The sequence below is a fragment of the Streptomyces sp. NPDC057136 genome (assembly GCF_042670885.1).
Taxonomy (GTDB): domain Bacteria; phylum Actinomycetota; class Actinomycetes; order Streptomycetales; family Streptomycetaceae; genus Streptomyces.
The window spans coordinates 202,418-214,934 of the sequence record NZ_JBHUUV010000004.1 but is presented as its reverse complement, the minus strand read 5'-3'; the positions used below and the strand labels follow the sequence as shown (position 1 = coordinate 214,934).

Sequence of the window (12,517 nt, the reverse complement as noted above, 5' to 3'; positions counted from 1 at the left end):
CCCGGTGCGTCACTGCCAGACGCGGATCCAGTCGACGTACATCGTCGATCGGTAGTCCAGTGGTGCTGTCGTGACGTCGCCCTCGGCCCAGTCCAGAACCTCGTGGGAGAGGATCGGATATTCCTTCACCTGACTGATCAGTTTGGGGTCGGTGACGGTACGCACGACCGTGCCGTCGTACGTGAACTCCATACGTGACGCGGTCCAGTTGAGACCGATGGTGTGGTAGTGCGTACTGTGCAGGGCGGCGGCCGGGACGACCTGGGCGGATTGCTGGTGGTCGGCTCCATAGCCGTCGTAGTGGATGGTCGCGGCGTATTTGTCGTCGGCGTACGCGCTCTCGATCAGGTCGATCTCCGCACCGTCCTCGGCGCTGCCCTTGATGCTGCCCCAGCTGTGTGTCTGGAGCCAGACCGCACCCAAGTGCCCCTCTGTGGGCGGGACATGAATGCGCGCCTCGAGGGTGCCGTGGGTGTAGTCGAAGACACTGTCGGTGTCGACGCGGCCGCCCGCGTACTGGTTCGTGGCCACGTTGCGCAGGTCGATGGCGAGGTTGCCGCCGTTGTCGGGGATGACCCGGACGTTGGCCGGCTTGTACCACCAGCGGATGCCGTCGGTTCGGTCGGTCTCTGTGCGCTCCTGGTCGCGCACCTTCCACTTCGTGGTGTCGAGCGCCGAGCCGGTGAACTCGTCACTGAACACCAGGGTTCCGGCAGGTCCGGCGGCGGGCTGGGCCGACGCCGGGGTCGCGGTGTCCACCAGTGCGGGTGCGGCGGACGGAACGGCGTATGCGGTTGAGCCGAGCAGTGCGGCGGCCAGCGAGGCAGCCGCCACCGTGCGGAGGGTTCCGGTCATCATGACTCCCTTGTCAGAAAGCATTGGACGGGGCGGCCGTCGACCGTGCGGAAGGCGACGACGGTGCTGCCGTTCTGGATGAGGGTGGTGCAGGGCTGGTCCGCTGTCGGGTGCCAGCGGCCGTCGAGCGTGACGCGCAGAGTGTGCGGAGCGCTCGGGCTTCCCAGCCAGGGTCGGGAGAACGGGCTGTAGCGGCCGGTGTATTCGCCCTTCTCGTACTGGGCGTGGTCGCGGCCCTCGTAGAGACGCAGGTCCGGGTCGCACACCGACAGGACGAGCGTCGCGCCGCCGGCAGTGTCGGACGGGGTGCGGACCAGCAGCATGCAGGGTGTGTCGACGGCCCGGACCGGCCCGTCGCCGGTGAGCGTGCGGCTCGCGTCGAAAACGGCGTACCCGGTGATGCCGGTGGACCGGTCGGTGACGATGTGCGCGGTGTCGTCGGCGCGCAGGACCGTGTACGGCGCCCGCGCCTCGTCGGCCATCGCCTCGGTGAAGTCCGCCATCGACTCGGCGGTCGCGCCGACGAGCATGGCGTACGCATACGACGCACCGCGTGGCGCGGTCCCGTGGCGCAGCCAGGCGGTCGCGAAGTCGCCGCGCGTCTCGGCGTCCGTGCCGTGGTGGCGCGAGAGCTGGCTGGAGCGGGTGAGCGCGAGATGCTGGCCGGGCGGGAGGTAGTAGCCGAGGCCCTTGTCGTCCAGCAGCCACTGCGCGGAGGTGAGTTCGCTGTGGTGCTCGTAGGGGAACGCGGTGACCGGCTCCGCGCCCACATGGGTGGACGCGGTGGTGGTGGCGAGGCGGGTCTGGAAGAGGGTGGTTTCCGTCTCGTGGGCCTCGTCGCCGTTCTCGATGCCGGTGCCCAGCGCGACGACCCGGTTGTCGAAGAGGAAGACGGACGTACGGGCGCGATGGCTGCCGTCGTACTTGGGGTGCTCGCGCAGCCGCATCGCGAACATGCCGTTGCGGCCGTCGATGGTGTGGCCACCCGCGAACCGCTCCTCGGTGAGCATGACTTCCTCGACGGTGCCGGTGAGGTCGCCCTTCAACTGTGCCCACGGCTTGTGCAGGGTGGTTGTGCCGGGGCGGCGGTTCCAGTCGTATCCGTCGTGGCTGTAGCCGCTGTCGAGGTTGGTGACGGGGCTACCGCGGTGCAGGACCTGGATCTGACCGTAGGTGTTGTAGCGGCCGTACCAGTTGGAACCTTCGTAGATCTCGGTGGACCACAGGTAGCGGTTGTGGCCGCGCACGGTCACCTGCCAGGTGTCACGGCGCTGCACGGCGAGTGCGGCGTAGTTGTAGGCCCAGGCGCCGGACGGTGCGCTCTCCGCGGTGACACCGGCGGCGGCGAGTCTGGCCGCGATCTTCTTCTGAGCGGTGGCGGGGGCGGCGGGCAGCAGGCGCAGGAAGGCGGCGCCGATCTCCGGGTCGAGGTCCTTGGAGCCGTCGGGGGTGCCGGCGATGGTGAGCCACTGGAAGGGCGAGACGACGAGGCCGGTGGTGCCGATGGGATTGCGGCCGCTGAGCGAGATCGGCCAGTGGCTGGTGTTGGCGACGACGCGCATGGTGAGGACGGCCTGCTTGAGGGTGCCGTGGGCCTCGGCCGAGACCCGGAAGAGGCCACCGCTCATGACGTACACGATCGGCGCGAGCCCCACGAATCCGTCGCGCGCGTAGTCGGGGAAGAACCCGACGTGGTGGAAGGTGGTGCCGTCGGTCTTGAGGCCGTCCTGGATGCCGTCGGTGGGCAGCAGATATCGGCTGAGCCAGTCGCGCAGTGCCTTCAGATACGCGACCTGGCGGGCCTCGCCGTCCTGGAGGAGGGCGACAGCGAGCTTGCCGCGCACGGTGGTGTTGATGATGTCCGACGTGGAGCCGTGGGCGTTGCGGTGTTCGAGGCCGCGGAAGATCCGGCCGAAGCCGGTGAGCCAGGTCAGGTCGGCGCGTACGGCCTCGAACAGGCCTGTCTCCCGCAGAACGTCGCGCATCAGGTACACGGAGTCGTAGTAGCCGCGGATGTCGTAGCCGACGTGGTGGATCGTGCCGAGGCAGCTCCCGTACGCCCAGCCCTGCTCCCGCAGCCGCTCCACGAGCCGTACATAGAGCGCGCCGATGGCCGGCCTGTGGGCGGCGCCCGCCACGTCGTACGCCTGGGCGGTCTTCTGCATGAGGTCGGTGACGGCGCGCAGAGTGACAGCGCCGACAAAGGTCTTGAGGTCGACGCTGATCTCCGGCGGATAGATCTGAGACTGGTACGAGAACACGGGGCGGCCGGCGAGGAGGGCGTTCGCCTGGCCCGTGAGGGTGGCGACGTAGGCATCGTCGACCTTGGGAGCGGCGGCGAGGTAGTCGGCGTGGTAGCGGGTCTTCAGGGCGCGCAGCGCGTCGGTTTCGGCCCCGGACGGGTCGGGGGTGGGGATGGTGGTGCGGGTGAGGATGCGGTCGAAGAGGTGCAGCGCCTGCCAGTGCTGCTGGTCCCAGTCGTCTCCCTCGACGCAGATCTCGGGGACCTGTGCGTCGCGGGTCGGGGCGTCGGGACGCAGCGCCACATTAAGCAGCAGCTGGTCGATCCAGAGCGTGCCGGACCTGCGGGGCGCGATGATGCGGAGCGTGTCCATGGCCGGGTGCGGGCGGCCGTGCATGTCGTACGCATAGCGCACCCAGGCGGTACGCCAGCCGGTGAAGTCCAGCCGGAACTCGAACCAGCAGTCGGTGCGGCTCCCCCGCCCGAACTCGAAGCGCACGACGTCGTCGGTGCCGGTGGACTTCTCGTTGTGGATCCACACCGAGAAGGTGTCGACGGTGCCCTGCCACGCCTGGTCGGCGAGCGGCCTCGGCTCGTACGGGTCGGCGGACCAGGCGAGCTCGGCGTCGACGGTGATCACGGAGCGCGGGCCGTGGTCCCAGCGCAGGGAGCGCGTGCCGCAGACGGATCGCACGTCGCTGATGGCGAGCCCGGCGTCCGGGCTCGCGGTGATCTGCTGCGGTACGGCGGATTCAAGGAGGAACGCGGGCGGCCGCAGTGCCAGAGCCCGCTCCTCCAGCTCGGTGAATACGGGCGCCTCGGCGACCCCTTCGGCAGCCTCCGCGGCGTCGGCGGCCGGGGCCGCGACGAAGGGCAGGGCCACGGCGCCGGTGGCGGCGGCGCCGTACGCCAGCAGTCTGCGGCGCGAAACGGGCGGAGCGGGGAGAGCGTCCATGAGCATCCTCCAGGGAGCTGAGCTGGGACGTGAGCCGGTGCTGAATCCGATGCCGAATTGCCTGCGGACGTTAGGGAGGTTCGACGATAGGATTCAAGGAGCATTCCGCCGGCGATCGGGAATTGCTCCTTCTTCGCACGCCCAGGGGGGACCGTGTCGGCCCGAGAACTCAAATTCCGCAAGCTCACCGCCGATCTGCGGCGAGGCATCCATGACGGCACCTGGCCGCCGGGCAGCAAGCTGCCCACCGAGCGGGCGCTCGCCACCGAGACCGGCCTGTCCGTCACCACCGTCCGCAGGGCGTACGAGGACCTGGTCGCCCAGGGCCTCGTGGAGCGGCGGCAGGGCGCGGGCACCTTCGCGCTCGGTCTCCCGCCACGCGTCCCCGACAGGCGCAGGATCGTCGGCGTACTCGTACCCGACACCGCGCTCTACTACCCACGCGTCATCCAGGGCATCCAGGAGGTGCTGGCCGAGGCAGGTGCCCAGTTCGTGCTGGCGTGCTCGCACTACGACCCGAAGGCGGAGGACGCGGCGATAGCCGAGCTGCTGGCTGCGGGTGTACACGGGCTGCTGCTGGTGCCGGGCCTGCATGCCTCCGACGATCCGGCGCGACGCACGGACGAACTGCTCCATCTGCCCGTCCCCGCCGTACTGGTGGAGCGGCGGCTGACGGCGGCGGGTCCCGGCGACCCCACGGAGCACGTCTGCACGGACCACGAGGGCGGCGCGTACGACGCCGTGCGGCATCTGCGCGCCCTCGGCCATGAGCGTCTCGCGCTGGTCGTCCGCGTCGACGCGCCGACCGCCGCGCCCATTCGGACCGGATTCGCCCGCGCCGTCGTGGACTTCGCACTGCCCGAGGCGGTGTACGACAGCGCCGTGATGGACGCCTGGAACCCGGACCGCGCCGACGCCACCGTGGGGAAGCTCGTTGCCGCAGAGGTCACGGGCGCCCTGTGTTTCGGCGACCGCGAGGCCGCGCTGGTGCAGTCGGCGGCCCGGCGGGCAGGGCTGCGCGTCCCTCATGACCTCGCCATGGTCAGTTACGACAACGAGTTCGCGGACGTGGCAGAGATTCCGCTGACTGCCGTCTCGCCGCCCAAGTTCCAGGTGGGCCGGCTGGCAGCGCAGATCCTGTTGCGCCGTCTGTCCGACGGCGACGCGTCACCGCTGCACCAGGTGCAGCTGCGCCCCAATCTGGTGGTCCGCGCGTCGTGCGGCGGGCGCACGCGGTGACGGGTTCCGGGGCGCTGCCCCGGAACCCGGTGATCAGGCGATGCGGGACAGGTCCTCGGCCCGTACCTCGCCCAGCAGCCGCTCGCCCGCAGCGAATCGCTCCGCCTCGCCGACCGCGAACGCGCCGAGCAGCCGCACTTCCGTGCCCATCGCGCCCGCGATGTGCGGGGTGACCAGCACATGGGGCAGGGTGAGCAGCAGATGACCCGGTGGCAGTGGTTCCGGTTCGGTCACATCGAGGACCGCGTCGATGCGCCCCGCCGCGCAGTGCCCTGCCAGCGCCTCGGTGTCGACGAGGCCGCCGCGTGCGGTGTTGATGAGCACCGCGCCGTCCCGCAGCAGGCCGAGCGCCCGCGCGTCGATCAGATGTCTCGTCTCGGGCAGCAGCGGGGCATGCAGCGAGACGATGTCCGAGCTAACCAAAAGCTCGTCCAGGCCCACGAGTCGGGCCCCGAGCGCGTCCGCGTCCGCGGCTTCCAGATACGGGTCGTGCACCAGCAGCCTCACGCCCGCACCGGCCAGCCGCTCCAGTACCAGCCGGCCGATCTTCGAGGCCCCGACGATGCCGACCGTACGGTCGAGCAGGCCGGTGTCCGGGGAGACCGTCAGGTCCTGGGGCCGGCCCGCCCGGTACTCCCCCGCCGTGCGGAACGCCCGCTTGGCCGACAGATGGATCGCGGCGAGCGTGTAGTCGGCGACCGGCGCCGCGTTGGCGGGCGCGGCCGACGAGACCGTGATACCGCGCTCCCAGACTGCCGGGGTGAGCACATGCTTGACGGAGCCCGCCGCGTGCATGACGGCCCGCAGCCGCGGTGCGTCCGCGAGCACACTCGCGTCGACCGCCGGGCAGCCCCACCCCGAGATCAGCACATCGGTGCGGGACAGGGCCTTGCGCGCCTCGGGCCGCCCGAAGTCGTCGACCACCAGATCCGGTACGTCGCATACCGCGCCCAGCCGCGCCCGTAGGTCGTCGGGGAGTGCCAGGGCCGCCACATCCTGGCGCATGGCGATGAGAGCTGTAAGTCGGGGTGACACAGTGCGTTTTGCCCTTCCATGACCGGCAACCTGATACGTGTACGTACTACTTGCCGGAGCCGAGGGTCATGCCCTCGATGATGCGACGGCCGAGCCAGCTGTAGAGCCCCACCAGCGGCAGGACGACCACCGCGATGCCTGCGAACAACCCGCCCCAGTCCGCGCCGTTGTACTGCATCTGCTGCATGAAGCCGAGCAGTGCCAGCGGCAGCGTCTGGAGTTGCTGATCCTGGATGAAGACCAGTGCAAAGAACGTCTCCCCCCAGTGGTTGATGACATTGAGCAGCAGCAGGGTGATAAGCCCGGAGCGTGCCAGCGGCAGCATGATCCGCCAGAAGGTGTACGCCGGGGAGGCGCCGTCCAGGGCCGCCGCCTCCTCCAGTTCGGCGGGCAGCGAGCGGAAGAACCCCGTCAGGAAGAAGACCGCGAACGGCATCGAGGTCGCGGTGTAGAGCAGCCACAGCCCCCAGAGGTTGTTGACGAGGCCCAGGGGCGCCATCACCTGGTACAGCGGCAGGAACACGGCATGCGCCGGGATGCCGAGGCCGATGGCGAACAGCGAGGTGGCCGCACCCGCGCTCCGCGCCCCCAGCCTGCTCAGCGCGTACGAAGCGGGGGCGGCGAGGAGTACCGTCGCGAGCGCCGTACCTCCCACCAGTGCAAGGGAGTTGAGGGCGGCCGGGCCGAAGTTTCCGGCGCTCCAGGCCCGTTCGAAATTGTCCCAGTGGACGGCGTCGGGCACCGACCAGGGAGAGGCGATGATGTCCCTGGTCCCCTTCACCGAGGAGGCCATGATCCATGCCAGTACAAGGACGTTGAAGGCCACGAACGCCCAGACCAGCGGGGCGCCGAGCAGGCGTTGTGTCCGGCCGGCGCGCAGAGTCGATGCAGAGCTCACAGTGTTCCCCGTTCAGAATTCGAGCGCTTCGCGCCGCATCAGGCGACGGATCAGCACCACCAGGACGCCGACGAGCGCGAGCGTGACGACGGCCGAGGCCGCGGCGACGCCGTACTGCGGTACACCCGTCGGTGCGAAGACCGAGGTGTACGCGTACAGCGACGCGGTCCAGGTGGACGTGGAGGGCATGGAGCTGGCCGAGCCGGCCATGGCGAGGATGAACTCGAAGGTCTTCATCGCGTTGATCGTCCACAGCACCGCGCAGATCCCGATGACGTCCCAGGACAGCGGCAGAGTGACGTGGCGGAAGCGCTGCCAGGCGTTGGCCCCGGCCAGGGCGCAGTCCTCGTACAGGTACGGCGGAATGCGGTCCACTGCGGCCATGATGATCGTGGTGTAGTAGCCGGTGCTCATCCAGATGATGCCCAGCATGATGATCTTGAACTGGTTCTCTTCGGCGAGCCAGGCGGGCGGATGCGCGATGCCCATGGAACGCAGCGCCGTGTTGAGCAGCCCGTCGGCCTGGAAGAGGAAGCCCCAGAGGATCGAAATCACCAGCGCGGGGACAATGTTCGGGAAGAAGATCACCGAGCGGGCGGTGGACCGTCCGGCCAGATCGCGCAGCAGCATCGTCAGGACGAAGCTGAGCAGGAAGGTGACGACGCCGCCACCGAAGAGCAGCAGCAGCGTGTTGCCGAAGGACGTCCGGAAGGCCGGGTCCTGGAACATCCGGGTGTAGTTGTCCGCGCCCACCCACTCCATGGGGCCGGCGCCCGCCCACGTGTGCAGGCTGATCCAGGCGGTGGCGACGACGGGTGCCAGCAGGGACGCGGCGTACAGCAGGAAGGCGGGCAGGACGAACGGCAGGTACAGGCGCTTGCGGTGAGCGGCGAACGGGCCCACGGCGCCCCGGCCCGCCACCGTGCGGCGGGCCGGGACTGTACGCGCGCCGTCGGCGACGGCAGTGGTCATCAGCCCGCCCGCTTCCAGAAGTCGGCGCTCTGCGTGGCGAGCTGGTCGCTGAAGTCCTGTGCGGAGATCTTGCCGGTCACCAGCTTGGTGTGCAGCGGGTGGAAGGTCTTCGTCCACCACTCGGCGAAGTCCATGTCGACGCCGTCGAAGGTGTTGTACGGGGTGTTCTCCTTCAGGGCCGCGGCGGCGTCGGCCATGGCCGGGGCTACCTCGATGTCCTCGCGGGCGACGATGCCCTGCGCCTCATCGGCGTACGCCTGCATCTGCTTCTTGCCGTACAGGAAGGCGACGAACTTACGCGCCGCCTCGCCCTCCTTGGCCTTGCTCGGGACGACCCAGCCGAAGGTGGTCGCCTCGATGGGCGCGCCGGAGCCCGGTGCACCGTCGGTGGGGAAGGGCAGCATCCTGAAGTCGAAGCCGGGCGTGGCATACGGCTTGGTCTCGCCCGCGATCCAGGAACCCATCAGCAGGAAGCCTGCCTTGCCCGTGGCCCACTTCTGCTGGATCGCCGGGAACTTGCTGGCGTCGTAGCCCTCGGCGAAGTACCCGCCCCTGGCGAGGGTGGAGACGCGCTGGGCCGCCTTGACGTAACTCGGCTCCTTCCACCGCTTCCCGCTCTCGTCGGCTGCCGCTGCGTGGAACGAGCCCGGGCCCATCGCGCCCACCACGAAGTTGCTGTACCAGTAGGCGCCGTAGTCGGGGATGTCCGCGTCGAGGGCGAGCGGGGCGCGGCCCGCCTTCTTCTCTCCGGCGAGTGTCGCCTGGAAGGCGTCCCAGTCCTTAGGGGGCTTGTGGCCGAGGCCGGGGAAGGAGTTCCCGTCGTACCAGAGGCCGTTGGCGACGATCGCGTAGGGCAGGACGACCTGCTTGCCATCGGCCTTGCCCAGCTCGAGATACTTCGCCGGCACCACGTCGCCGACGGTCTTTCCGGGCTCGCCGGGGATCGGTTCCTTCAGTACGCCGGACAGGTCGGAGGCCGTGTTGGTGGACACCATCATCGACTTGACCTGGGGGAGGTTGCGGTCGACGAGGTCGGCGGCCGGCACGCCGTGGAGGGTCGGCTGCAGCTTCTTCAGTACGTCGCGGCCCTGCCACTGCACCTTGACCTGGATGCCTGTCTCGGCGGTGAAGTCGTCGATGGCGGCGGACAGCGCCTTCTGCTGCGGCTCGCCCTCCTTCCACATCGACCAGTAAGTGAGCTCCTTGCCGCTGCCCGCCGCGGCGCCGCCTGTCGAGCCGCCGCATGCGGTCAGCCCGAGGGCGAGCGCGCCGGCCACGCTCATGGCCGCGGTCCGCCGGATCAATCGTCTGTTCATCGCCCTGCTCCTCAACGCCGTTGTCAGCCTGTTGATCGGCAGGTCTACTCACCCTTCACATACGCAATCAATAAGCAATCACTGAAGTGATGCTGAATATGTTGACCATTGCTCTCCCATTGCTCATTGCAATGGTGTGCGGACGGGGCTAAAACATGACTCGCAGACGACCCGGCAGAGCAACGGAGAAGAGACCCCATGAGCGCCGCCGCACATGTCACCGCGGAGATCGCAAGCCAGCCGGAGTGCTGGACAAGGGCGGCGGAGCTGGCCGTCTCCGTCGCCGACCGGCTGCCGCATCCGGGCGAGCGGGTCGCCGTCGTCGGGTGCGGTACGTCGTACTGCATCGCCCGCGCCTATGCCGCGCTGCGGGAGTCGACGGGCCTCGGCGAGACCGACGCCTACCCGGCCTCCGAGGTGGCGCTCGGCCGCCCGTACGACCGGATCGTGGCGATCACCCGCTCCGGTACGACGACCGAGGTGCTGCACCTGCTCGCCGCGGTCGCGGGGCGCATCCCGACCCTCGCCATCACCGGCGTCACCACCGCGCCCGTCGCCCACCGCGCGGACGCCGTGATCGGCCTCGGCTTCGCCGACGAGAAGTCCGTCGTGCAGACCCGGTTCGCCACCACCGCACTTCAGCTGCTGCGCGCGGGCCTCGGCACCGACCTCACGCCCTCCATCGCCGACGGCGAACTCGCTGTCGCCGAACCGCTGCCGCGCAGCTGGCTCGAGCGGACACAGTTCACCTTCCTCGGCAGCGGGTGGACGACCGGCCTCGCCGACGAGGCGGCGCTCAAGCTGCGCGAGGCGGCGCGTGTCTGGACCGAGTCGTACGCCGCGATGGAGTACCGGCACGGCGCGATCAGCATCAGCGACCGGTCGAGCCTGGTGTGGTCCTTCGGTGATCCCCCGGCCGGTCTGGAGGACGAAGTCGCCACCACCGGAGCCCTGTTCACCGCCGACGCACTGGATCCGGTTGCTTCCCTGGTCCGCGCCCAGCGCCTGGCCGTGGAGCTCGCCGGCCGCCGCGGCATGAACCCGGACCGCCCGCGCAATCTGTCTCGCTCGGTGATTCTGGCGGGGGCGCCTGCCTGAGCGCCGGCCGGGAAGACGTGAACAGCCGAGCACCACCCACATGACGCTCTTCTCATCGAAGAGCCTCCTGCGAGCAGGATCACCCGAGCACATCATCCGGCTGGAGCGCGCGAACAAACACCCAGCTCACGGCGGGTTGAATCACTCGGGTTCGAGCTGCGGCAACCAAGAACCCCGGAGCAGCACGAGTCGACTCAGCACTCGCGAACGGCTCGGACTTCACCGGGATCCAGCGAGGAACCGGGGCTTCAGCCCCGGGAGGAGTCGCTTCTCTGGACTGCTCTGACCCGCAGGTCACATCGGACGTTTCTGCTGCTCGATCACGGCCTGCGTGCCGCACGGCCGGACATCAGCCTGAACCTGATGGCGCTGCAGCGCATCTACGACGTGCGCAAGGCACAACTCGCCATCGCTCAGCTGTCCCAGAGCTATCGGGGCGACGACCCGGTTGTCGGCACCGCCGAGTCGATCGAGGTCATCGAGGGCGGAGCCGCCATCGCGAGGTCACCGGGCCGACCGTCGTCAAGCAGAACATCACCTGGACACTCCCGGCCGGCGACGACCTGGCCCTGTCCACCCGGCTGCTCAACTCGACCAGCTTCACCGACCCCACCTTCAAGGGCAGCTACCTGGGCACCGTGTACCGCGCCACGGACGGCGCCATCTACGTGGACACCGACCTGGACCACGTCTTCTCCGAGGACGAGTTGATCCAGCCCTACAAGGTCGACCACCAGATCGGCTACATCGGCACCGACAACCTCGACACCGCGCTCGACGAGCGGCAGCCGTTCACTGTCGAATTCAAGAAGTTCTCCCCGACGTTCTCCGGCATCAATGTCAACGCGCACGACGTGGCCCCCGGTACCCACGTCGCCGGTACCACCGCCGCCAACGGGGCCCGCAGGCCACCGGTGCCGCAGCGCTCCTTCTGTCCGCCGCCAAGCAGTCGGGCGCCGATGCCGGCCCGGCCGAGCTGCGCAAGGCCATCTATTCCTCGGCCGACTACAACGGCCAGGTGGATGCCATCGCCCAGGGACACGGCCAGTTCGACGTCGAGAGGGCCTGGAGGTTCCTGTCCAAGGGTGTCGCCGGCGTTGAGGACATCGCCGTCTCCGCGCCGGTCTGCACCGCGCTCTCCGACGAGTTGACCACCCGGACACCGGCAGCGGCCTGTTCAACAGCTGCGCCCCGGGCAGCGGCGGCCAGAACGTCGGCGAGCGCCGTACCTACGACATCACCCTGACCCGCACCGGCGGCGAAGTCGGCGCCCCGGCTTACGAACTCGGCCTCAAGGGCAATGACGGCACCTTCCCGGTGCCGGAGCGCGTGACCCTGGAGATGGACGTCCCGACGGTGATCAAGGTGATCTCCGAGCCGAGGACGCAGGTCACTCACAGCGCCGTCCTGACCATCGACAACGACAACGCGCGGGGCCTTGAGCAGTCCGCGCTCCTGGCCGTCGAGGCCGCCACCCGCTCACCGCGGACACCACTTGGGCAGCGAGCGGGAGTGTGAACCGTAACGAGACCGTCCGCTACACGTGGCCGTCCCGGCCGGAACCAAGACCCTTACGGTCGACCTCTCCGGTCTCACGGCCGGCAGCCAGACGCGCTGGTGGGCCTTCACCCCCGAGGGCGTCGACGGCGAGTCGTCCGGTGCCGGCTCGATCTACTGCTACGCCAACTACCTCGATGGCAACGGCTGCAACCCGGCCGCTCGCACCTACGCCAACCCCCAAGCGGGCGTCTGGGAGTTCGTGGTCGAGTCCCGCCGCACGAGTCCTCTGCTCAGCAACCCCTTCCACCTGAAGGCGTCCATCACCTCGTAACCGCGTGATATCCACCGGACCGGCTGGGGCCACCTGTCCTCGGCCGGTCCGCACCCGTCCCTGAGGAGCCCCGACA

General features: G+C 69.3%; 12 protein-coding genes. 5 read left to right on the top strand and 7 right to left on the bottom strand.

The window, feature by feature from the left end; translation table 11 throughout:
* Positions 1 to 9: 9 nt before the first annotated feature.
* On the bottom strand, positions 10 to 858 hold the full coding sequence (locus ACFT7S_RS07275; protein ID WP_382728186.1) for a family 16 glycosylhydrolase: 849 nt from the start codon (positions 856 to 858) through the stop codon (positions 10 to 12).
* Positions 855 to 4,052 carry a chondroitinase family polysaccharide lyase gene (locus ACFT7S_RS07270; protein ID WP_382728184.1) on the bottom strand — a complete coding sequence of 1,066 codons (3,198 nt, stop codon included), beginning with the start codon at positions 4,050 to 4,052 and terminating at the stop codon, positions 855 to 857. The genes ACFT7S_RS07275 and ACFT7S_RS07270 overlap by 4 nt, the downstream gene beginning before the upstream one ends.
* Positions 4,053 to 4,205: 153 nt before the next feature.
* Between ACFT7S_RS07270 and ACFT7S_RS07265 the strand changes: the two genes are divergently transcribed.
* On the top strand, positions 4,206 to 5,291 hold the full coding sequence (locus ACFT7S_RS07265) for a substrate-binding domain-containing protein (RefSeq protein ID WP_382728181.1): 1,086 nt from the start codon (positions 4,206 to 4,208) through the stop codon (positions 5,289 to 5,291).
* Between the two features lie 33 nt (positions 5,292 to 5,324).
* On the opposite strand, the gene ACFT7S_RS07260 is transcribed toward ACFT7S_RS07265, so the two are convergent.
* The 4 genes from ACFT7S_RS07260 to ACFT7S_RS07245 form a co-directional block, all read right to left on the bottom strand.
* Complete coding sequence (locus tag ACFT7S_RS07260; protein ID WP_382728179.1) at positions 5,325 to 6,296, bottom strand: hydroxyacid dehydrogenase; 972 nt, start codon at positions 6,294 to 6,296, stop codon at positions 5,325 to 5,327.
* A 76-nt stretch (positions 6,297 to 6,372) separates the two neighbouring features.
* A complete protein-coding gene (locus ACFT7S_RS07255; protein ID WP_382728177.1) occupies positions 6,373 to 7,224 on the bottom strand; it encodes a carbohydrate ABC transporter permease in 852 nt (283 codons plus the stop codon).
* A 12-nt stretch (positions 7,225 to 7,236) separates the two neighbouring features.
* Positions 7,237 to 8,196 carry a carbohydrate ABC transporter permease gene (locus ACFT7S_RS07250; protein WP_382728174.1) on the bottom strand — a complete coding sequence of 320 codons (960 nt, stop codon included), beginning with the start codon at positions 8,194 to 8,196 and terminating at the stop codon, positions 7,237 to 7,239.
* Positions 8,196 to 9,512: an ABC transporter substrate-binding protein gene (locus ACFT7S_RS07245; RefSeq protein WP_382728171.1), complete on the bottom strand. Its 1,317-nt coding sequence runs from the start codon at positions 9,510 to 9,512 to the stop codon at positions 8,196 to 8,198. Before ACFT7S_RS07245 ends, ACFT7S_RS07250 begins: the two co-directional genes overlap by 1 nt.
* A gap of 198 nt (positions 9,513 to 9,710) precedes the next feature.
* Between ACFT7S_RS07245 and ACFT7S_RS07240 the strand changes: the two genes are divergently transcribed.
* Positions 9,711 to 10,610, top strand: a complete 900-nt coding sequence (locus tag ACFT7S_RS07240) for an SIS domain-containing protein (protein ID WP_382728168.1) — start codon at positions 9,711 to 9,713, stop codon at positions 10,608 to 10,610.
* Positions 10,611 to 11,038: 428 nt separating this feature from the next.
* Here the strand turns inward: ACFT7S_RS07240 and ACFT7S_RS07235 are convergent, their stop codons facing one another.
* Positions 11,039 to 11,461 (bottom strand): hypothetical protein, encoded by a 423-nt coding sequence (locus tag ACFT7S_RS07235; protein ID WP_382728165.1) that lies wholly within the window; start codon positions 11,459 to 11,461, stop codon positions 11,039 to 11,041.
* A gap of 167 nt (positions 11,462 to 11,628) precedes the next feature.
* On the opposite strand from ACFT7S_RS07235, the gene ACFT7S_RS07230 reads away from it, so the two are divergent.
* From ACFT7S_RS07230 to ACFT7S_RS07220, 3 genes are all read left to right on the top strand, one after another.
* Positions 11,629 to 11,856, top strand: coding sequence for a hypothetical protein (locus ACFT7S_RS07230; protein WP_382728163.1), 228 nt, complete (start codon positions 11,629 to 11,631; stop codon positions 11,854 to 11,856).
* Positions 11,857 to 11,927: 71 nt separating this feature from the next.
* Complete coding sequence (locus ACFT7S_RS07225; RefSeq protein WP_382728161.1) at positions 11,928 to 12,128, top strand: hypothetical protein; 201 nt, start codon at positions 11,928 to 11,930, stop codon at positions 12,126 to 12,128.
* A gap of 25 nt (positions 12,129 to 12,153) precedes the next feature.
* On the top strand, positions 12,154 to 12,441 hold the full coding sequence (locus ACFT7S_RS07220; RefSeq protein ID WP_382728158.1) for a hypothetical protein: 288 nt from the start codon (positions 12,154 to 12,156) through the stop codon (positions 12,439 to 12,441).
* Positions 12,442 to 12,517 lie beyond the last annotated feature (76 nt).